The organism is Rhizobium sp. BK112, assembly GCF_014193215.1.
GTDB classification, from domain to species: domain Bacteria; phylum Pseudomonadota; class Alphaproteobacteria; order Rhizobiales; family Rhizobiaceae; genus Rhizobium; species Rhizobium anhuiense.
This window is the reverse complement of record NZ_JACHYZ010000012.1, coordinates 202,937-222,294: the sequence shown is the minus strand read 5'-3', so window position 1 is coordinate 222,294 and position 19,358 is coordinate 202,937. Positions and strand designations below refer to the sequence as shown.

Annotated in this window: 16 protein-coding genes; 12 read left to right on the top strand and 4 right to left on the bottom strand. The window is 62.1% G+C overall.

All coding sequences use genetic code 11. The features are described from left to right. Positions 1-21: 21 nt before the first annotated feature. Positions 22-984 carry a lysylphosphatidylglycerol synthase domain-containing protein gene (locus tag FHT75_RS28430; RefSeq protein ID WP_183845288.1) on the top strand — a complete coding sequence of 321 codons (963 nt, stop codon included), beginning with the start codon at positions 22-24 and terminating at the stop codon, positions 982-984. Here FHT75_RS28430 and FHT75_RS28425 read toward each other — a convergent pair. Next, positions 931-2,427, bottom strand: a complete 1,497-nt coding sequence (locus FHT75_RS28425; protein ID WP_183845289.1) for a phospholipase D-like domain-containing protein — start codon at positions 2,425-2,427, stop codon at positions 931-933. The genes FHT75_RS28430 and FHT75_RS28425 overlap by 54 nt on opposite strands. A gap of 118 nt (positions 2,428-2,545) precedes the next feature. Here FHT75_RS28425 and FHT75_RS28420 point away from each other — a divergent pair, with 118 nt between their 5' ends. After that, a complete protein-coding gene (locus FHT75_RS28420; RefSeq protein ID WP_183845290.1) occupies positions 2,546-3,802 on the top strand; it encodes a DUF763 domain-containing protein in 1,257 nt (418 codons plus the stop codon). Between the two features lie 115 nt (positions 3,803-3,917). Here FHT75_RS28420 and FHT75_RS28415 read toward each other — a convergent pair whose 3' ends face one another. Together FHT75_RS28415 and FHT75_RS28410 are read right to left on the bottom strand one after the other, a co-directional pair. Further along, a complete protein-coding gene (locus FHT75_RS28415) occupies positions 3,918-4,367 on the bottom strand; it encodes a pyridoxamine 5'-phosphate oxidase family protein (protein WP_047619183.1) in 450 nt (149 codons plus the stop codon). 113 nt (positions 4,368-4,480) lie between these two features. After that, positions 4,481-5,398 (bottom strand): DMT family transporter, encoded by a 918-nt coding sequence (locus tag FHT75_RS28410; protein WP_063473758.1) that lies wholly within the window; start codon positions 5,396-5,398, stop codon positions 4,481-4,483. A 392-nt stretch (positions 5,399-5,790) separates the two neighbouring features. Between FHT75_RS28410 and FHT75_RS28405 the strand changes: the two genes are divergently transcribed. From FHT75_RS28405 to FHT75_RS28365, 9 genes are all read left to right on the top strand, one after another. Next, complete coding sequence (locus FHT75_RS28405; RefSeq protein ID WP_047619177.1) at positions 5,791-6,819, top strand: substrate-binding domain-containing protein; 1,029 nt, start codon at positions 5,791-5,793, stop codon at positions 6,817-6,819. A 65-nt stretch (positions 6,820-6,884) separates the two neighbouring features. After that, a complete protein-coding gene (locus FHT75_RS28400) occupies positions 6,885-8,426 on the top strand; it encodes a sugar ABC transporter ATP-binding protein (RefSeq protein WP_206114661.1) in 1,542 nt (513 codons plus the stop codon). 28 nt (positions 8,427-8,454) lie between these two features. Continuing rightward, positions 8,455-9,447 (top strand): ABC transporter permease, encoded by a 993-nt coding sequence (locus tag FHT75_RS28395; RefSeq protein ID WP_088930321.1) that lies wholly within the window; start codon positions 8,455-8,457, stop codon positions 9,445-9,447. Position 9,448: 1 nt separating this feature from the next. After that, a complete protein-coding gene (locus tag FHT75_RS28390) occupies positions 9,449-10,453 on the top strand; it encodes a sugar-binding transcriptional regulator (RefSeq protein ID WP_063473755.1) in 1,005 nt (334 codons plus the stop codon). After that, the gene (locus FHT75_RS28385) at positions 10,450-11,445 is read left to right on the top strand and encodes an aldo/keto reductase (RefSeq protein ID WP_047619220.1); all 996 of its coding nucleotides are present in this window, start codon (positions 10,450-10,452) and stop codon (positions 11,443-11,445) included. Before FHT75_RS28390 ends, FHT75_RS28385 begins: the two co-directional genes overlap by 4 nt. Before the next feature lie 12 nt (positions 11,446-11,457). Continuing rightward, the gene (locus FHT75_RS28380; protein ID WP_063473754.1) at positions 11,458-13,206 is read left to right on the top strand and encodes a glycerol-3-phosphate dehydrogenase/oxidase; all 1,749 of its coding nucleotides are present in this window, start codon (positions 11,458-11,460) and stop codon (positions 13,204-13,206) included. Then, the gene (locus tag FHT75_RS28375) at positions 13,179-14,021 is read left to right on the top strand and encodes a class I fructose-bisphosphate aldolase (RefSeq protein ID WP_063473753.1); all 843 of its coding nucleotides are present in this window, start codon (positions 13,179-13,181) and stop codon (positions 14,019-14,021) included. Before FHT75_RS28380 ends, FHT75_RS28375 begins: the two co-directional genes overlap by 28 nt. A gap of 31 nt (positions 14,022-14,052) precedes the next feature. Further along, the gene (locus FHT75_RS28370) at positions 14,053-15,579 is read left to right on the top strand and encodes an FGGY-family carbohydrate kinase (protein WP_063473752.1); all 1,527 of its coding nucleotides are present in this window, start codon (positions 14,053-14,055) and stop codon (positions 15,577-15,579) included. Then, on the top strand, positions 15,576-17,201 hold the full coding sequence (locus FHT75_RS28365; protein ID WP_063473751.1) for a GMC family oxidoreductase: 1,626 nt from the start codon (positions 15,576-15,578) through the stop codon (positions 17,199-17,201). Before FHT75_RS28370 ends, FHT75_RS28365 begins: the two co-directional genes overlap by 4 nt. An 82-nt stretch (positions 17,202-17,283) precedes the next feature. On the opposite strand, the gene FHT75_RS28360 is transcribed toward FHT75_RS28365, so the two are convergent. Then, a complete protein-coding gene (locus FHT75_RS28360; RefSeq protein ID WP_063473750.1) occupies positions 17,284-18,207 on the bottom strand; it encodes a LysR family transcriptional regulator in 924 nt (307 codons plus the stop codon). Positions 18,208-18,307: 100 nt separating this feature from the next. Here FHT75_RS28360 and FHT75_RS28355 point away from each other — a divergent pair, with 100 nt between their 5' ends. Further along, the gene (locus FHT75_RS28355; RefSeq protein ID WP_063473749.1) at positions 18,308-19,333 is read left to right on the top strand and encodes a YeiH family protein; all 1,026 of its coding nucleotides are present in this window, start codon (positions 18,308-18,310) and stop codon (positions 19,331-19,333) included. The last annotated feature ends 25 nt before the right edge of the window (positions 19,334-19,358 follow it).

The following is a 19,358-nucleotide window of genomic DNA, read 5'->3' as shown; positions in this document are numbered from 1 at the left end:
CATCTCGGAAACGGACAATCGATGAGCTTGAAAAGCGTAATCTGGAATGGACTGCTCGTGGCCGCGCTTTGCCTTGCGGTCTTTCTCCTCTATCGGATCTTCCAACAGTATAGTCTCGAGCAGATCGCCCAGTCGGTTCGCAGCATTCCTTTTTCGACCTTCTGCACAGCCCTTCTGTTTGCGGCGGCATCCTATCTGTGCCTCAGCTGTTTCGATCTGCTGGCGATCCGTTCGCTCGGCAAATCCTTGCCCTATTCCAGGATAGCGCTGACTTCATTCATCAGCCTGTCGCTCGGCCACAATATCGGCTTTGCCGGCCTGAGCAGCGGCGCCTTCCGCTATCGTTTCTATTCTCGCTGGGGGCTGACGGCGGAGGACGTGGCGAAGGTCATCCTGTTTTGTGGCGTCACGGTGGGGCTGGGGCTGATCACGCTTGGCGGTCTCGCCATGATCGTCAATCCCGGTGATGCCGGGCGCCTGCTGCGCATTGATCCGGGAAGTGTGCGCATCTTCGGCGCGATGGCGCTGGTCGTGCCGGTTGTCTATACGGGCCTGGCGTTCTTCATCCGCGGCACGTTGCGGCTGTGGCGCTGGTCGTTTCAGCTGCCGCGATTTTCGATCGCGGTCGCGCAGGTCGGGGTCGGGACGCTCAACTTCATGCTCGTCTCCGCCTGTCTGCACCAGATGCTCTCGGCCTTTGGCGACGTCGCCTTTTTCCGGTCGGTGACGGCTTACGTGCTCGCCAATTCGGCAATTCTCGCAACACATGTTCCGGGCGGCCTCGGCGTGCTCGAGGCGACCGTTTCGTATGCCGTGCCGAAGGAGGCCTCGATCGGCGCGCTGATTGCGTTCCGCTGCGCCTATTTCTTCATCCCGCTGGCGCTCGGATCCACGCTTCTCATCATCAGCGAGATGATCTTCCGGCGGAGATCACGCCGGCCGGATGAGGAGGCGGACGAGCGCGCCGAGGCCCAGTCGGTCTAAGGGTGCGAAGGGTCGAACCGGGTCGAAGAGCCCTGTGCCTGTAATCGGTGAAATGCTGCCCGACAGCGCAACGGTGAATTCCCGCAAGCCCCGAGGCCCGTCATTGAGCGCATCGACCGCAGCGATGACCGAGCCGCTTTGCGCAAAGGCTGCGGCAAAGCTTTCGGGTTTGGTTCCGAGATATTCCGAAAGCAGGCGATTGCGCAAATCCGCGATTGCGCCGCGGTGCTCGTCATTGCCAGCCTCGAACAGCATGTCGCATTCGCAATCCAGCCCTTCCGAGCGATTGTTGAGGTTGGAGGAGCCGATGCGGACCAGTTCGTCATCGGCGATTATCAGTTTGGAATGGACGAGCACCTCTACCTCGCCGTCCTCTCCCGGCGTGACCGCGTAATAGACGCGCAAACGGCCGGCGCGATCGGCGCGTTTGAGGCGGCGGATGACGCGGTCGCGATTGCCGCCCATGACGAGCTTTTCGATCAGTCCGTGAGAACTGCGCGTACAGATGATGACGACCTCAGGCCCGTCTTCCTCCTGCAGCTGCGCGGCAATGGCGTCGGCAACGCGGAAAGAGGCGAGATATTGCGCCTCGATGTAGAGCTGCCGCCGCGCGCGGGCGATGACGTCCAATGTCATGGCGATGCCGTCGCTAATGCCGGGGCGAAGTGCGGTCGAAGGCTCCGTCAGCGCGAAGCTGACCGCAACCTCCCTCATGGAAATGGCGAGATCGTCCGGCCAGACGAAGCGGATATTTTCGGCCAAAGGCAGGTGGATCTCGCCGGTGGCATTTTCCCAGCGCTGCCTGGCGATGTCGCCGATCAGCCTGGCGGCATCGCCGGTGACCATTGCCTGAACGTCGTGCAGCGGATCGTAGGAAACGCCCTCCGGGTCGCGCCGCAGTTTCTCCTCGGCGCGATGGCGCCGGGTATCCCATCGTCGCGACGTCAGGTCTATGCCGCCGATGAAGGCGACGGCGTCGTCGATGCAGACGAGTTTCTGATGGTGGCAGCCGCGCAATGTCGGCTGAAGCTCGAAGCGCAGATCGATCCGTACATTCCTGGGAAAGTTCTTCTTTCGCAGCACCTGCAGGGATTTCTCCGAATAGATCGGCCCGAGCGTCCAGATGAGGATGCGTATTTCAAGCTTGGGATTTGCCGCGGCCAGGGCATGCAGCAGATCGGCCAATGTTTCGTCGGATTTTTCCGGTTGCATCCGGATGTCGGGATTGAAATCCCATCCGATGATCCAGACGGTGCGCCGCGCCTGCCGCAGCACGCGCGCCAGTTCGGCGAAATAGCTGTTGCCGTTGATCAGGAAGGCTGCCTTCGCCGCGCTTCCTTCCAAGCGCAAGGCCCCGCCCTCCTGTTTTGGGCGGTCGCCTGGTCGTTGTGATTTTGTCTGGGGCAAGTTCGGGTCATTGAAGATGGTTTCGAATGTCGTCATGATTGCCTCGGCCTCTCACTGGGAGAGCAAACGCCTGGAATATTTTTGGGTTCCCTGTCGCGCCGGATGAGGCGAACATGCCGGCAACGACGGGCGATACAAAGTGCAAGGAAACGAGATGTCACAACGAGCAGGCAGCGCCGATCTTCCCCTTCACGGGGGACGTGTGCCGCATTGGCTCGGCGATCGGATGACGCGGCTCGGCACGCTGATCACCGAGGCGATCGTCCATCACTATGGCCGCGACGAATTCCTGCGCAGGCTCGCGCATCCCTTCTGGTTCCAGTCCTTCGGTGCGGTCATGGGCATGGACTGGCATTCCTCCGGCATCACCACCAGCGTACTCGGGGCGCTGAAGCGTGGGCTGAAGCCGCGTGCCGGCGAACTCGGCCTGCATGTCTGCGGCGGTCGCGGCGCGCATTCGCGCAAGACCCCGCAGGAGCTTGTCTCGATCGGCGAGCGTGTCGGTCTCGACGGGGAGGGGCTGGCGACTACGAGCCGTCTCATCGCCAAGGTCGACAGTGCTGCCCTTCAGGACGGGTTCGATCTTTATCTCCACGGGTTCATTGTTGCCGATGACGGCCATTGGGTGGTGGTGCAGCAGGGTATGAATGGCGACAGGCGGCAGGCCCGGCGCTATCACTGGCTGTCGGAAGGGCTGGAGAGTTTCGTCGACTCGCCGCATGCGGCAATCGAGGGAAGGAGCCAGGGCGAGATCGTCAATCTGGCCGACAGGCGCGCCGAGCGCTCGCGGCGCGGCCAGCTCGATCTGCTGGCGACGCTCGGCCCCGACCGGATCATCCGCGAGGCCGCCGCGCTGCAGCGTGCCGAAGAACCCGCGCCCGAACCTGCCGAACAGCCAATGCTGCCGCACCTGATCATGCCCGCCCATCACGACGTCCGCGAGAGCGACGTCAATATGCGGCGCCTGCACGGAAATCTCGCCGCCGCGGCCGATCGCGGACCAGCGGATTTCGAACAGCTGCTGCTCGTTCCAGGCGTCGGCGCCCGCACGGTGAAGGCGCTGGCGATGGTGGCGGAAGTCGTCCACGGCGCGCCTTGCCGTTTTTCCGATCCGGCGCGCTTCTCGATCGCCCATGGCGGCAAGGACCGACATCCCTTTCCGGTTCCGCTCAAGGTCTATGACGAGACCATCGCGGTGATGAAATCGGCGGTGCAGAAGGGCAAGCTGGGGCGGGAGGAGGAGTTGCAGGCGCTGCGGCGCTTGGACGACCAATCCAGGCAGATGGAACACTATGTGACCGGCCCCGACCTCAAGGAAATCATCGCCGGCGAATTCCGCCGATCCGCCGATTTCGGCGGCCGCAGCGTGTTCGGCTGGGAGCCGCCGCCGGTGGATGAGAGTGGTCATTGACGTGATCTGCCGACGAATGCGCGCCAGCCTCACGTCATGCGGGGCGGGCCATTAGATCCAACGGGCCGTGTTCATCATCGAAACAGGCAAGGGCGCAGGGGCGGCCATGCTTTCCTTAACGCGCGGAGCCAGGCAGGGCGATCTCACCGTTTTCCTCTCCATCCCAGTACCGGATGGAGGACGCCGAAACCTTGATGAGAACGATCCCAGGAGTGTCCACTCCTTCAGGAAACCACCGCTCGAGATCGGGGACCCAATGTTCTTCGAATGTCGCCTTGTCCCGTACCAGTGAGGCAAAGCCCTCGACAGCGATGAAAATCCCCGGCTTGCCGAGGAGGCTGGGAGGCGCCGTGAACGTCAGCGAGACGGCGTCGATGCCTTCGATCTCGGTGATTTTTCTGCTGTCTTCATACGAAAAGAACCAGGAATCCCCGTCATATTCGACGTCGCCGTTATTGCTCATCGGTCGGGCCGAGATGCGGCCCGACCCGGCGTTCGTAGACAGCATGCAGAAATCGATCTTCTTCAGTTGCGAGGATAGGTCTTCGAGGGTCATAGACGCCATTGTGATCTCCCGTGTTTGAATGCTCGGGAGTAGCGTGCAAGCGTCCAGATTGTTCCGTGGAAAGTCCACGTGACTATGTCTCTATCCCTCTGAAGATAAGCAGCGCTGTAGCGTCAATGGCCGTCGGGCGGGACGGCCTCAATCGGAACCGTTTCTTTCAGATTCTTCCGGTGGAAGATGAAGAGCCCGGCAACGACGATGATTGCGGCGCCGATGATGATCTGCATGTCGGGAACATCATTGAAGAAGAGGTAGCCGAGGATGATCGCCCAGAGCAGCAGCGTATATTGCAGCGGCGCGAGCAGCGATGCCGGTGCAAGCTTCAGCGAGCGGGTGATCAGCAGATGCGCGCAGGTGGCGACGATGCCGAGGAGCAGCATGCCGGACCAGTCGACAATCGTCCCCGGCTGCCAATGGCCGATGCTCAAAACGATGCCGGTGATGAGCGCGGCGACCGTCTGCCATGTCACGAGCGTCGTGTCGCTGGTCGAGCGCAGATAGCGGCTCATCACCAGCGACAATGCAAAGGCAAGGCTGCCCGCAAGGCCGAAAAGCGACGGAAGCGACAGCATTGCGGTTGACGGACGCAGCGCGATGACGACGCCTGCGAAGCCGATCAGAACGGCCAGCCAACGCCGCCAACCGATTTTTTCTCCGAGAAAGAAATGCGAGAGCGCCGCAATGTAGATCGGCCCGGCCATATAGAAGGTCATGACGTCTGCGAGCGGCAGATAGGCGACGGCGGCGTAAAACAGCGCGACATCGCAAGTCGCCATGAAAACGCGTATGAACTGGAGGCCCTTCTGCTCGACGCGGAACAAACCCATCGGTCCTTGCCGCAGGATCATTGGTCCGAGCACGATGAAAGCGCCGACCGAGCGGATCACCAGCACCTGGCCGACGGCAAAGCTCGCAACCAGCCACTTGCCCATCGCATCGTTCAGCGCAAAAAGCAGATCGCCAAGCAGCATCAGCACGACGCCTGTTATGATCAGGTTTCCGGCATTGGCTACAGCAGTCTCGGTCTTCATTTTAGACATCCTTGCAAAAGCGGCCGCGAATACGCGGCCGAGTGCGGCTTCGGCCTTAACCCTGCCGATGTCAATGGGCCGGTTGAAGAGATTGCAGTCGAACCCGCAAACGACCGTCTTCGGGCCTGTCGACCCACGGCTTCATCAGCCGCCGCATCAAGTGCCTCTCATGAATCGGTGCCTTCGAGCGCCAAATGCGGGCATCAATCGCCATGCAGGACGCTGACATGTGAAATATATTTCATATGATGAATTATATTGACACCGCTCCGCCGTTGCGATTATCTGCCCATACCGGACTTCGAGGAGGAACTCCGGTCTTCAATGGATCATCGGCAGCCGCTGAGGCGCCGCCGGATATTTGGGAGGGGCTTCGGCCTCGAGGAGGAAACTTGCGCAGATTTCTAAGCACGACCGCATTGGCGGTCCTCGCATCGACGCTTTATGCCGGCGTGGCCAGCGCGGACGCGGAAAATCCGTTCCGCTGCAAGCCCGGTGAAAAATACGTCATGAATGTCATGGTTTCGGGCGTCGAATACTGGTTCCCGGTCTATGAAATGTTCAAGCAGGCCGGTCAGCAGCTCGGTTGCGAGACGGCTTATACCGGCACGCCGGAATATGACGTCAACAAGCAGATCGCCACCTTCGACCAGGCGCTGGCCCAGAACCCGGCCGGTATCCTCGTTCATCCGATGAACTCCGATCCGTTCATCGAGCCGATCAACCGGGCCATCGATCAGGGCACGGCGGTCGTCACCTTCGCAGCCGACGCGCCGCTTTCCAAGCGCATCTCGTTCATCACGTCGGACAATACCCGCGAAGGCACCTATGCGGCCGACGCGATTGCCGAAAAGATGGGGGGCAAGGGTGAATATGCCGTTCTGGAAAATCCGGGCCAGGACAATCACGACAAGCGTATCGCCGCCTTCATCGCCCGAATGGACGAAAAATATCCTGATATGAAGCTGGTCGGCCGCGCTGCGTCCAACCAGGACCCGAACAAGGCCTATCAGGGCTTGATGAGCTTGGTGCAGGCACATCCGAACCTTGGCGCCGTCTTCATGCCGGAAGCCAACTCGGCCATCGGCGCTTCGCAGGCCAACAAGGAAAGCGGCGGCAAGATCCTCGTCATGTGCGCCGACGTCAACGCCAACATCCTCGACATGATCAAGGCGGGCGAAGTGTTCGGCTCGATCAACCCGAACCAGGGCATGCAGGGTTACATGGGCTTCATGCTCCTGTGGCTCGCCAAGCATCCCGAACTCATCGACCCGATGAACGACGCCAAGCGCGCCAGCTTCAACCCGATGAGCATTCCGTTCGTCGACAACGGCCTGTCGATCGTCACGGCCAATAATGCCGACGACTTCTACTGGGACAAGTACCTGAAGCGGCGGGGCACCAAGGGCATCGAGGAATAAACCTTTGTGCCTGCTGTCCGGGGCTTCAAGCTCCGGGCAGCCATCGCGAGCGTGAGGAGGAGATTATGGTGGCGTCGGTGCCGGTTCTGGAAATCCGCAATGTCAGCAAGCACTTCGGTGCAGTGAAGGCGTTGACGGATGTGAGCTTCACCCTGGAAAAAGGCGAGGTTCATGCACTTTGCGGCGAAAACGGCGCGGGCAAGTCGACGCTGATGAACATCATTGCCGGCGTGCTGCAGCCGACCGAGGGGGACGTCCTTGTCGATGGCGCGCCGGTAAAAGTGACGTCGCCGGCGGTGGCGCAATCGCTCGGGCTTGGCCTCGTGCATCAGGAAATCGCGCTCTGCCCGGATGCGACGGTGGCCGAGAACATGTTCATGGCCGCGACCAACCGTCGCCGCTCGCCTTTCATGAATTATGGCAAGCTGGAACGGGATGCACAGGTCGTGATGAACCGTCTGGCGCCGATCGACGTCCGCCGCAAAGTCGGCGACTTGTCGATATCGAGCCAGCAGCTTGTCGAGATCGCCAAGGCACTGACGCTCGATTGCCGGGTGCTGATCTTCGACGAACCGACGGCGGCGCTGACGGAATCGGAGGCGCAGGTCCTGTTCGGGATCGTCCGCGACCTCAAGGCGCAGGGTATTTCGATCATCTATATCAGCCACCGCATGGCCGAAATCTTCAGCCTGTGCGACCGGGTCACCGTCTTTCGCGATGGCCGCTATGTCTCGACGGGGACGGTGGCGGACTTGACGCCGGATGATGTCGTGCGCCGCATGGTTGGGCGCGAGATCACCCAGCTCTATCCGGAAAAGCAAGCGCCGGCGGAGCGGACCGGCGAGATCATTCTGAGCGTCCGCGATCTCGGCGACGGCAGCCGCTTTACGGATGTGAGCTTCGAACTGCGCAAGGGCGAAATTCTCGGCGTCGGCGGGCTGATCGGCTCGGGGCGCACCGAGATCGCCGAAGGCATTTGCGGATTGCGGCCGGTGATCGCCGGCGAGGTGCAACTGCATGGACAGCGACTGCCGGCGCACTCCTATGCGCAGGCCGCGCAGGCGGGTGTCGTCTACCTGTCGGAAGACCGGAAAGGCTCCGGCATCTTCCTCGATCTTTCCATCGCCCAGAACATTGCCGTTCTCGATTTGAAATCGCTGACCGGACCCCTGGGACTGTTGAATTCCAAAGCCGAGGCGGATCGTGCCCACGACCTGGTCCGGCGGCTCGGGGTGCGGATGGGGGGCATCGACATGCCGGTCTCGTCGCTGTCGGGCGGAAATCAGCAGAAGGTGGCGATTGCCAAGCAGCTGGCGGTCAATCCGAAGGTCATCCTGATGGACGAGCCGACCCGCGGCATTGATGTCGGCGCCAAATCGGAAATCCACCGGCTGCTGCGCGATCTCGCCCGCTCCGGCATCGGCATCGTCGTCATCTCGTCGGAACTGCCGGAGCTTCTTGGGCTGTGCGACCGGGTGCTGGTCATCCACGAGGGCACCGTTGCAGGCGAGGTCGAGGACGAGACGATGACGGAAGAAGCGATCATGCGGCTCGCGTCGGGTATCGGCGGTCTTAACAATTCAAAGGCATCAGAGCATGCCGCATAAAGAAAACGCAGGGGCGGGAGACAAGGTCATGGCGGACGCTACATTGGCAACGGTACATCAGGCACGCGCGCCCGGCTGGAAACGGCTGGGGACAATGCGCGAGGCGGGACTGATCGCGATCATCCTGGCGCTCTGCATCGTCATGAGCTTTGCCTCGCCGCATTTTCTGACGCTCGGCAATTTCCGGGCGATGCTGATGTCGTTCTCGGTGGAGGGAATCGTCGTCGTCGGCATGACCATCCTGTTGATCGTCGGCGGCATCGACCTGTCGGTCGGCTCGGTCGTCTGCTTCTCGATGGTATTGTCTGGCTCGCTGTTCCTGATGGGGCTCGATCCGTGGAGCGCATCCCTGATCGGGATCATAGCCAGCAGCCTGATCGGCTGCGTCATGGGCTTTTTCGTCACGGTCGTCGGGCTCAACCACTTCATCACCTCGCTTGCGGCGATGGTCATCGTGCGCGGCATCTGCCTGATCATCACCAAGGGCACGCCGCTGTCGCTGTTCACCTTGCCGCCTTCGTTCAAGGCGGTCGGGCAAGGCACGTTCTACGGCGTCCCCTATGTGATCCTGATTTTTGTTGCGGTCGTCGTGTTGTTCGATTTCCTGCTGCGCCGGGCAACCGCCTTCCGCAAGGTGTTCTACACCGGCAGCAACGAGAAGGCGGCGCTCTATTCCGGTATCAAGACCAACCAGGTGAAGTTCTGGGTGACGGTGCTTTGCGCCACGCTGTCGGGGGTTGCCGGGGTGATCTACATGTCCCGCTTCGGCGCCGCGACCCCGACCTTCGGCGTCGGCATGGAGCTCAATATCATCGCAGCCGCGGTGATTGGCGGCGCGTCGCTGAATGGCGGCTCCGGCACGATCTTGGGGGCAATTCTCGGCATTGCCCTCCTGTCGGTCGTTACAAGCTCGTTGATCTTGCTCGACGTGTCCGTCTATTGGCAAGACATGATTAAAGGCTGCATTCTGCTTGCTGCCGTCTCGATCGACCATTTCCTGCACAAGCGGAAGGCTGCCTGACATGCCGATAGCCAAACTCAAACCCGCAAACGCGCCGCGCGAGGAAATCGTCATCGCCCGGCAGATGCACCAGGCCCTGGTCTTGCATTTCCTCGAGGGACTGACACAGGCGCAGATTGCCGATCAACTCGGCATCTCGCATGCTACCGTCAACCGCCTGATCAAGCGCGGCCGGCAACTCGGCCTGGTCGAGATCAAGATCAAGTCGCCGGTCGAGCCGCTGGTCGATATGGAGGAACAGCTGCGAGCGCTTGGCGGCATCGGCCGCGCCGTGGTGGTGCCGACTGTGTCCGACAATCCGCAAACGGCGCTTCAGGCCGTCGGCGAAGCGGCAGCGCGGTTGCTGCTGGAAGAGATCATCGATGGCGATACGATCTGCATCACGGGAGGCAAAGGCGTGAGCGCCGTCGTCGCCGGCTTGCAGCCGTCACGTCGTTTCAATGTCGAGGTCATTCCAGCAACGGGCTGCGTGCAGGGTAAGCACTATACCGACGTCAACCATGTCTCGACCTTGATGGCCGACCGGCTTGGGGGACGTTCCTACCAGATTCACGCGCCGCTCTTTGCCGACGATGCCGAGCAGCGGGCAATGCTGATCAACATGCGTGCCGTCGCCGACGTTTTCAAACGGGCGCGCGAGGCGAAGGTCGCGGTGGTCGGCATCGGCTCGATCCTGTCGGACGATTCGAGCTATTACGACCTGCATCCCTCCTCGAGCACCGACCGCGCCGCGATCGAGCGGTCCGGCGCCTCCTGCGAATTGCTGGCGCATCTGCTCGATGATCATGGCCAGGTCTGCGACTACAGCCTCAACCGGTCGCTGGTGTCGCTGACGCTGCCGGAATTCGCCTCGATCCCCACCAAGATCGGCGTGGCGAGCGGGCCGAACAAGGCAGGCCCGATCCTCAGCGTTCTCAGGGGCAATCATCTCGATACGCTGGTGACCGATGAGGCGACAGGTGCCCGGGTGCTGGCACTGGCGAATGGCGAAGGAAAATGGGCATGAATGGACAGCAATTGACACGTGAGATCGGCAAATCCGGCGTTTCCGCCTCGGCGGTCGGGCTGGGCACCTGGGCGATCGGCGGCTGGATGTGGGGCGGGACCGACGAGGCCGAATCCATCGCCGCAATCCAGGCATCGATTGACGCCGGCGTAACGCTGATCGACACGGCGCCAGCCTATGGGCTTGGACGTTCCGAAGAGATCGTCGGCAAAGCGTTGGCTGGGCGACGCGACAAGGCTGTGATCGCCACCAAATGCGGCCTTGTCTGGCATACGCAGAAGGGCCGTCATTTCTTCGACCAAGACGGCAAGCCGGTCCACCGTTATCTCGGCGGCGATGCGATCCTGCATGAGGTCGAGGAAAGCCTGAGGCGGCTCGGAACCGACTATATCGACCTCTACATCACCCATTGGCAGGACCCGACGACCCCGATCGAGGAAACGATGCGGGCGCTGGAAGACCTGCGAACATCGGGCAAGATCCGGGCGATCGGCGCAAGCAATGTCAGTTCCGACGACCTCGATGCCTATCTCGCTGCCGGCGGTCTCGACGCGATCCAGGAGCGGTTCAGCATGATCGACCGCGAGATCGAGGCAGAGCTTCTGCCGCTGACCAAGGCCAACGGCATAGCGACGCTGAGTTACTCGTCGCTGGCGCTGGGGTTGCTGTCCGGCACCATCGGTCCGGACCGTGTGTTTTCCGGCGACGACCAGCGCAAGGACAATCCGCGCTTTTCAGTCGACAACCGCCAGAAGGCAGCGGCGCTCGCCGACGCCATCCGGCCGCTCGCAGAAAAACACGGCGCCAGCATCGCCCAGATCGTGATTGCCTGGACGCTGGCGCAGCCGGGCGTCACCTTTGCACTTTGCGGGGCGCGCAATCCGGCGCAAGCGCTCGACAATGCGCGGGCCGGGACCATCCGGCTGGATACGGCCGATCTTGCGGCCATCGATACGGCCATAGCGGCGAAACTGACTGATATGGACAGGTAGCGGATCGCCATCATGAAACGGCAAGAAATATTGGACGGGCTCCGCCAGAGCCCGAAGGTGGACGTCTGCGTCGTCGGCGGCGGCATCAACGGCATCAGCGTCTTTCGGGAACTGGCCCTGCAGGGGCTGAACGTGCTGCTCGTCGAGAAGCACGACTATTGCTCCGGTGCCAGTTCGGCGTTGTCGCGCATGGTCCATGGCGGGCTTCGCTATCTTGAAAACGGCGAATTCAAGCTGGTGCAGGAATCGCTGGTCGAGCGGGACCGGCTGCTGCGCAACGCGCCGCATTACGTCGCGCCGCTGCCGACGACGGTGCCGGTGTTCGATATCTTTTCCGGCCTCGGCAATGGCATTGTCCGCTTCCTTGGCCTCAGCCGCCGTCCGAGCCGACGTGGCGCCGTCGCCATCAAGGCGGGCCTGAGCATCTATGATTTCCTGACGCGCAAACGGGCATTGATGCCGCGCCACCAGTTTCGCGGCCGGCGCACAACGCTTGCCAAGTGGCCGGCGCTCAATCCCGACATCAAGAGTTCCGCCACCTATTTCGACGCCTGGGTCAGCCATCCGGAGCGGTTGGGCATCGAGCTCCTACAGGATGGTCTTTTGGCAAAGTTCGGAGTGATGGCGCTGAACTATGCCGAACTGCGGCGTACCGAAAATGGTGAGTATCACGTCGAGGATCAGATCGGCGGCGCGTCCGTTGCCGTCGAACCGGCGCTGATCATCAACGCCACCGGTGGCTGGATCGACCTTGCCAATCAAACCCTGTTTTCGCCAGAAGCACGGCCGTCACCACTGATGGGCGGCACCAAGGGCTCGCATCTCATCATCGACAATGCGGAGCTGCGCGACGCACTTGCCGATCACATGATCTACTACGAGAACGAGGACGGGCGGATCTGTATCGCTTTTCCTTATCTCGGTAAGGTTCTCGTCGGTTCCACCGATATCCGCGTCGATGATCCGGAAACGGTGCGCTGCGAGGCGGACGAGCGGGATTATATCCTGCAATCGCTTGCCTTCGTCCTGCCCGATATCACCATTCGGCCGGAGCAAATCGTTTTTCAGTTTTCCGGCGTGCGGCCGCTGCCGGCGAGCACCGACAGCTTTACCGGACGCATCCCGCGCGATCATTTCTGCACCATGCTGGAGCCTCCCGATGGCGGTGCGCCGGTGCTCTGCATGATCGGCGGCAAGTGGACGACATTCCGGTCCTTCGGGGAACTGGCGGCCGACATGGCTCTGGAAAGGCTCGGCAGGCGGCGCCGCGTTGCGACAACCGATCGGCCGATCGGCGGCGGTCGGGCCTTTCCCGCGAACACGCCCGCCTGGCTAGCGCAGATGGCAGCCAGCAAAGGCCTTTCCGCAGGGCGCATGGCTGAGCTGTTTGCCCGATATGGCACGGATGCCGAGGCGATTGCCGGCTTCATCGCGCCAAGCCCCGATGAAGCGCTGCCGCACGCCGCCTACTCGGTGCGCGAATTGCAGTTCCTGATCCGCGAGGAAGCGGTGGAACATCTCGACGACCTGCTTTTGCGGCGCACGACGCTTGCCGTTTCGGGCGAGCTTTCACTCGACATGATGGACGCCGCACTCGACCTGCTGGCGCAGGATAAGAACTGGACGCTCGCGCATCGCGCCAGTGAGCGCGTCCGCTTTCTCACCCTTCTCAACGAACGCCACGGCGTCGACGAAGACATGCTTTCCGCAAGGAACGAACCAAGGAGCACAGAATGCGACACAACAGCAAAGTCCGGATGAACCGGCTGTTCGGCGGCGGCCGCTGCCTCGATGTGGCGATCGATCACGGCGTCTGCAACGAGCCGTCCTTCCTCAACGGGCTGGAGGACATTCAGGCCGTCGTCAAGGCGCTGGTCTCTGCCGCGCCGGATGCGATCCAGATGAATTACGGCCAAGCGGACCTGCTGCAGGACGTGCCCGGCAAGGACAAGCCGGCGCTGGTCATGCGCATCGACATGGGCAATCCCTATAACCGAATCCGCCACCGCGACATGTGGGCGGTGCTGCAGAACGACGCCGAACCGTTGATCGGCGCGATCGAGATGGATGCAGCCTGCGTCGTCGTCAACCTGTTCATGCTGCCGGACGAGCCGGATCTGTTCCGCCAGTGCGTGCAGAATATTTCCCGCGTGCGGGCCGATTGCGACAAGTATGGCATGCCGCTGATGATCGAGCCGCTGGTGATGCAGCCGGTCACCGAAAAAGGGGGTTATATGGTCGACGGTGACGCGGACAAGATTGTGACGTTGACGCGGCTCGCCCGTGAGATGGGCGCAGATATCGTCAAGGCCGACCCAACCACCAATGCCGAGGATTTCCACAGGGTGGTGGAAGCAGCCCGTTGCCCGGTTCTCGTCCGCGGTGGCGGCAAGGAAGATCTTCGTGCCGTCTTCGACAAATCGGCGGCCTTGATGCGACAAGGCGCTCTAGGCATGGTCTATGGCCGCAACATCTATCAGCACGCCAATCCGAGGGCCGTGGTGCGCGGACTGATGGCGATCGTGCACGAGGATGCGAGCGGCGATCAGGCGTTTGCGCTCTACCAGCAGGGTTGAATGCGATCTCGAACCTTGGGAGGGGTTCAGCATGGGAAACTATCTTTTGGGGCTCGACGCCGGAAACACCGTCATCAAAGCGGTGATTTTCGACCTGAGCGGCAACGAGATCGCGGCTGCGTGGGAAGAAGGGCGCAGCCGCATGCCGAGCCCGGGGCATGTCGAGCGAGGGCTTGACGAACTCTGGACGAATGCACGGCAGGTCATCCGCGCCTGCATCGAAAAGGCGGAGATCCAGCCGGAGGAAATCGCCGCGATCGGTTGCGCCGGGCATGGCAACGGTCTCTATGCGCTTGATCGCGACGGCGCTCCACTGCTCGGCATCCAGTCACTCGACACGCGGGCCGCCGGCCTGGTCGATGAATGGCGAGAGGCCGGCGTTGGTGACCGGACCTATCCGATTGCCCGCCAGCGTCCGTGGCCATCCCAGACGCCGACATTGCTTGCCTGGCTCAAGCGTCACCGGCCGGATCTGTTCAACCGCATCGGTACGGTGTTCTTCTCCAAGGATTTCGTCGTCAACCGCCTGACCGGCCGCCGCGTCAGCGAGGTGTCCGATATGTCGGGTGCCGGTCTGCTGGATCTTGCCGCGCGCCGCTACGACAAGGCGCTGATGGAGGCCTATGGACTGGGAGATTGCATGGACCTCTTGCCGCCGCTCATCGAAAGCGCCGACATTGCCGGCACGGTAACGGAAGAAGTGGCGACGCAGACCGGGCTCGCCGCCGGTACTCCTGTGGTCGGCGGGCTGTTCGACGTCGTCGCCTCGGCGCTCGGCTCGGGCGTTTCACGCACCGGCAGCGCCTCGATCATCGCCGGCACCTGGAGTATCAACCAGGTCATCATCGATGGCCCCGACCTCGACGGGCCGGTGTTCATGTCGTCGACCTTCGATCGCAGCCGCTACATGGCGATGGAGAACAGCGCCACCTCGGCTGCCAATCTCGAATGGCTGGTGCGGGAGTTTTTCGAAGGCGAGCATGCGGAAGACGTTTCGCCCTTCGATGCCTGCTGCGCGCTGGCCGAGGCGATCGAACCCGCTGCAGACGACCCGCTCTACCATCCGTATCTCTACGGCGCCCAGCAGGATGGCCATGCACGCGCCGGCTTCTACGGTCTTGCCGGTTGGCACACCAAGGGGCATCTCGTTCGCGCGCTTCTTGAGGGCGTCGCCTTCGGTCACCGCCAGCACATCGAGGCGATCCGAAAGGCCGGCGCGGTCTTCAACGAAGCCGTGCTGTCCGGCGGCGGCTCGCGCAGCCTGATCTGGCCTCAGATCTTTGCCGATGTGCTCGGCGTTCCGGTCAGCGTTGCCCGCTCGCGTGAAACCGGTGCGCTGGGAGCGGCGATTGCAGCCGGAACCGGCGTCGGTGTCTTCGCAGACTTCGGCGCCGGTGCTGCGGCCATGGTCCGGACCGAGCGGCATTATCGTCCGGATGTCTCGCTTGAGGCACATTATGCGCGGCGCTACGCTCTCTATCAGGATATCGCCGAGGCAATGGCACCGCTCTGGCGGCGTCTGACGGCGGTTCCGCTGGCAGCGGGAGCGGCGGCATGAACATGCGGGTGAATGATGGGGCCATCGATGCGGGAAGCTACGACTACATCATCGTCGGCGCGGGATCGGCGGGATGCGTTCTGGCCAACCGGCTGTCGCGCGATCCGAAAACTCGTGTCCTGCTGCTCGAAGCCGGCGGCAGCGACCGATATCACTGGGTGCATGTGCCGATCGGCTATCTCTATTGCATGGGCAATCCGCGCACCGATTGGATGATGAAGACGGCGGCGGAAGCCGGACTGAACGGCAGGTCACTGCCTTATCCGCGTGGAAAAGTGCTGGGCGGCTGCTCGTCGATCAACGGCATGATCTATATGCGCGGCCAAGCGGCCGATTACGACGGCTGGCGGCAAGCCGGCAATTCCGGCTGGGGCTGGGATGACGTGCTGCCCTATTTCCTGAAATCCGAGGACAATTATCGCGGGAAGTCGCCGATGCACGGGGCAGGCGGCGAATGGCGGGTGGAAAAGCAACGGCTTTCCTGGCCGATCCTCGATGCCTTTCGCGATGCGGCCGAGGAGCTCGGCATTCCAAAAACCGACGATTTCAACGATGGCGACAATGAGGGCTCCGGCTATTTCGAGGTCAATCAGCGCGGCGGCCTGCGCTGGAACACGACAAAGGCCTTTCTGCGCCCGGCGATGAAGCGGCCCAATCTGCGCGTGCTGACCCGCGCCGAAACCGAGCGGCTGGAATTCGACGGCAGGATGGTGACCGGCGTGCGGTTCCGGCTGAACGGGCAGAAACATCTGGCTCGCGCCGATCGCGAGATCATCCTGTCTGCCGGTGCGATCAATTCGCCGAAAATCCTCGAGCTTTCCGGCGTCGGTCGCCCGGATGTGTTGTCCGCTGCCGGACTGGACGTCGCCCACGAACTTCGGGGTGTCGGCGAAAACCTGCAGGACCATTTGCAGATCCGTACGGTCTTCCGCATCGAGGGCGCAAAGACGCTGAACCAGCTCTATCACAACTTGTTCAGCCGAGCGGGTATGGGGCTTGAATATATGCTGCGCCGGTCCGGTCCGCTGTCGATGGCGCCGAGCCAGCTCGGTATCTTTGCCAAGAGCGATCCGGCTGTTGCGACCGCCGATCTCGAATATCACGTGCAGCCCTTGAGCACAGACCGGCTCGGCGAGCCGCTGCATAAATATCCCGCTGTCACCGTCTCCGTCTGCAATCTGCGGCCGGAAAGCCGGGGGAGCGTGCATGTTGGCGGCCCGGACCTTTGCATGGCGCCGGAAATCCGCCCGAACTATCTTTCGACAGCCGGCGACCGGATGGTTGCGACGAAATCGATCCGGCATGCCCGCCGGCTGATGGAGGCCGATGCCATTCGCAATTACCGGCCGCAGGAGATGCTGCCGGGCACGGAATATCAGAGTGACGAGGACCTGATCCGTCGGGTCGGCGATATCGCCACAACGATTTTCCATCCGGTCGGCACCTGCAAGATGGGCAGCGACACCATGGCGGTTGTCGATCCGCAATTGCGGGTGCATGGGCTTGCGAGACTGCGGGTGGTCGATGCCTCGATCATGCCGACGATCGTCTCGGGCAATACCAACTCGCCAGTAATCATGATTGCCGAAAAGGCCGCGGAAAGCATTCTATCAGAGGCTTAACGCGGTTTTCCCAGGCGAAGCGCGAAGCGGTTTTGCCGGGAATCGGCGTCATAACAGGGGGTTCGGCCGAACCGCTTTCGATCTAAAGCGCCCAGTCATCCCGATTTTGGACCTCGGCAGCTTTGTCCTCGCTGCAAATCGTTTCCAGCGCCAACGAGGCACGACTGGAGTGTCTCTGTTTGTGCCGCAGGATTGCAAATTGGCGGGACGGCAAAGGGAAGCGCGCCTTAACCAGCAGACCCTGCGTCAAGAGCGGCGCGGCCACGGCGCCGGAAACGACCGTTGCGCAGAGGCCTTCTCTTGCTGCCGATATGACTGCTTCATTCGACGGCAGCTCAAGCGCGACTGTCAGATCTGCGGGGCCGATGCCGAGATTGGAAATCGCCGCCTCGAAAGCCGACCGGGTTCCGGACCCTTTTTCCCGCATGACCCATTTCGTGCCCGAAACCAGCTCCGCCGGGGCGATCGGTTTGCCACGCGCCCAGGGATGGCGCGGACCGACGACGATAAGGAGTTCGTCCTCGGCGAGCGGCCGAATATTCAGCGCCGGTTCGTCAACGCTGCCCTCGACGAAACCGACTTCCGCCAATCCATCGAGAACCGCTTTCGCCGCCGTGGTCGTGTTGCCGATCATCAGCTTGAGGTCGATGCCCGGGTAGCGGACCTTGAAACGCATCAGCATCGCCGGCAGCCAATAGCTTGCGATCGTCTGGCTGGCAAAAACAACGAGCTCACCCTTTTGCAAGCCGCCGAGATCGGACAAGACGAGTGCTGCGGCTTTTGCGCGCGCGAGTGTGGCTCGTGCCTCCCCCAGAAACACCCGCCCTTCATATGTCAGCTCTATGCGGCGTCCGACACGGTGAAAAAGCTCGACGCCATAGGAGGCCTCGAGATTGCGGATGGCCGAACTGACGGCCGACGGCGTGAGGCCGATCGCCGCGGCGGCATTGGTCAGGTGCTCGCGTTCCGCAACCGCAACGAAAATGGAGAGCTGTTCGAAAGTCATGATGCAATCGTTCGATTTTACCGAATGAACTATATTAAACTATTCAATGGAAGTCGACAATTGAGTATGGGACAGTGAAGCATTCCGCAAGGTCTTGCCGATGCTCGTTTCCGCCTCCCGTTCCCCGTCGCTTCCTGCCGTCCTGCCGGGACTTGTCCTTTGTGTGGCGGTCACGCTCATTGCGCAGTTGGTTGAGCAGTTGCAGCTGATGATTTTCGGCGCGCACTGGATCGAGAGCCTCGTGCTGGCCATTCTGATCGGCATTGCCATGCGCTCCTCGGTCCGCCTGCCGCAGACCTTCACTCCCGGCATTCACTTCGCCGCCAAGACGCTTCTCGAGATTGCCGTCGTGTTGCTGGGCGCCTCGCTCAGCACGGCCGCCATCCGGCAGGCCGGACTGCCGCTTGTCGGTGGAATTGCCGTCCTGGTTGCGCTGTCCTTGGCCGGCAGCTTTCTGCTTGGCCGGCTCTTCGGGCTGTCGACCAGCCTGGCGACCTTGGTTGCTTGCGGCAACTCGATCTGCGGCAATTCTGCGATCGCCGCGGCAGCACCTGTGATCGGCGCCAAACCGGACGATATCGCCGCCTCGATAGCCTTTACCGCGCTGCTCGGCGTTGGTGCGGTGCTGACTTTGCCGCTTCTGCATCTGTTCCTGGGTCTCAGCGCCGTACAATATGGCGTTTTCGCAGGGCTGACAGCCTATGCCGTGCCGCAGGTATTGGCGGCGACGGCCTCCGCCGGCGCCGTCAGCACCCAGGTGGGCACGCTCGTCAAGTTGATCCGCGTGATGATGCTCGGCCCCGTCATTCTTGTGCTCGGCGCAGTTCATGGTCGCCGTCCCGGCGGCGCCGCAATCAATCTCCGCCATGTTCTGCCATGGTTCATCCTCGGTTTTGCGGCCATGGCGACGCTTCGTTCGCTCGACGCGATCCCGGCGCCGCTGCTGCCCGCGATGTCGGCTGTATCAGCCGCCTTCACCGTTACTGCCATGGCCGCGTTGGGCCTCTCCGTCGATGTCAGATCCATCGCCCATACCGGCGGTCGGGTCCTCGTCGCGGCGGCGCTGTCGCTGCTGGCTCTGGCGGTGCTTGGGCTTTGCTTGATCGGCCTGCTGAATATCGTCTGAGACGGGGTGGTGTGCCCAAAATACT

Coding starts and splice junctions, on each gene's coding strand:
- FHT75_RS28390 (WP_063473755.1), top strand. CDS start 9,449: ATGCCGATAGCCAAACTCAAACCCGCAAACGCGCCGCGCGAGGAAATC.
- FHT75_RS28425 (WP_183845289.1), bottom strand. CDS start 2,427: ATGACGACATTCGAAACCATCTTCAATGACCCGAACTTGCCCCAGACA.
- FHT75_RS28400 (WP_206114661.1), top strand. CDS start 6,885: ATGGTGGCGTCGGTGCCGGTTCTGGAAATCCGCAATGTCAGCAAGCAC.
- FHT75_RS28355 (WP_063473749.1), top strand. CDS start 18,308: ATGCTCGTTTCCGCCTCCCGTTCCCCGTCGCTTCCTGCCGTCCTGCCG.
- FHT75_RS28375 (WP_063473753.1), top strand. CDS start 13,179: ATGCGACACAACAGCAAAGTCCGGATGAACCGGCTGTTCGGCGGCGGC.
- FHT75_RS28385 (WP_047619220.1), top strand. CDS start 10,450: ATGAATGGACAGCAATTGACACGTGAGATCGGCAAATCCGGCGTTTCC.
- FHT75_RS28360 (WP_063473750.1), bottom strand. CDS start 18,207: ATGACTTTCGAACAGCTCTCCATTTTCGTTGCGGTTGCGGAACGCGAG.
- FHT75_RS28415 (WP_047619183.1), bottom strand. CDS start 4,367: ATGGCGTCTATGACCCTCGAAGACCTATCCTCGCAACTGAAGAAGATC.
- FHT75_RS28430 (WP_183845288.1), top strand. CDS start 22: ATGAGCTTGAAAAGCGTAATCTGGAATGGACTGCTCGTGGCCGCGCTT.
- FHT75_RS28410 (WP_063473758.1), bottom strand. CDS start 5,398: ATGAAGACCGAGACTGCTGTAGCCAATGCCGGAAACCTGATCATAACA.
- FHT75_RS28420 (WP_183845290.1), top strand. CDS start 2,546: ATGTCACAACGAGCAGGCAGCGCCGATCTTCCCCTTCACGGGGGACGT.
- FHT75_RS28380 (WP_063473754.1), top strand. CDS start 11,458: ATGAAACGGCAAGAAATATTGGACGGGCTCCGCCAGAGCCCGAAGGTG.
- FHT75_RS28395 (WP_088930321.1), top strand. CDS start 8,455: ATGGCGGACGCTACATTGGCAACGGTACATCAGGCACGCGCGCCCGGC.
- FHT75_RS28370 (WP_063473752.1), top strand. CDS start 14,053: ATGGGAAACTATCTTTTGGGGCTCGACGCCGGAAACACCGTCATCAAA.
- FHT75_RS28365 (WP_063473751.1), top strand. CDS start 15,576: ATGAACATGCGGGTGAATGATGGGGCCATCGATGCGGGAAGCTACGAC.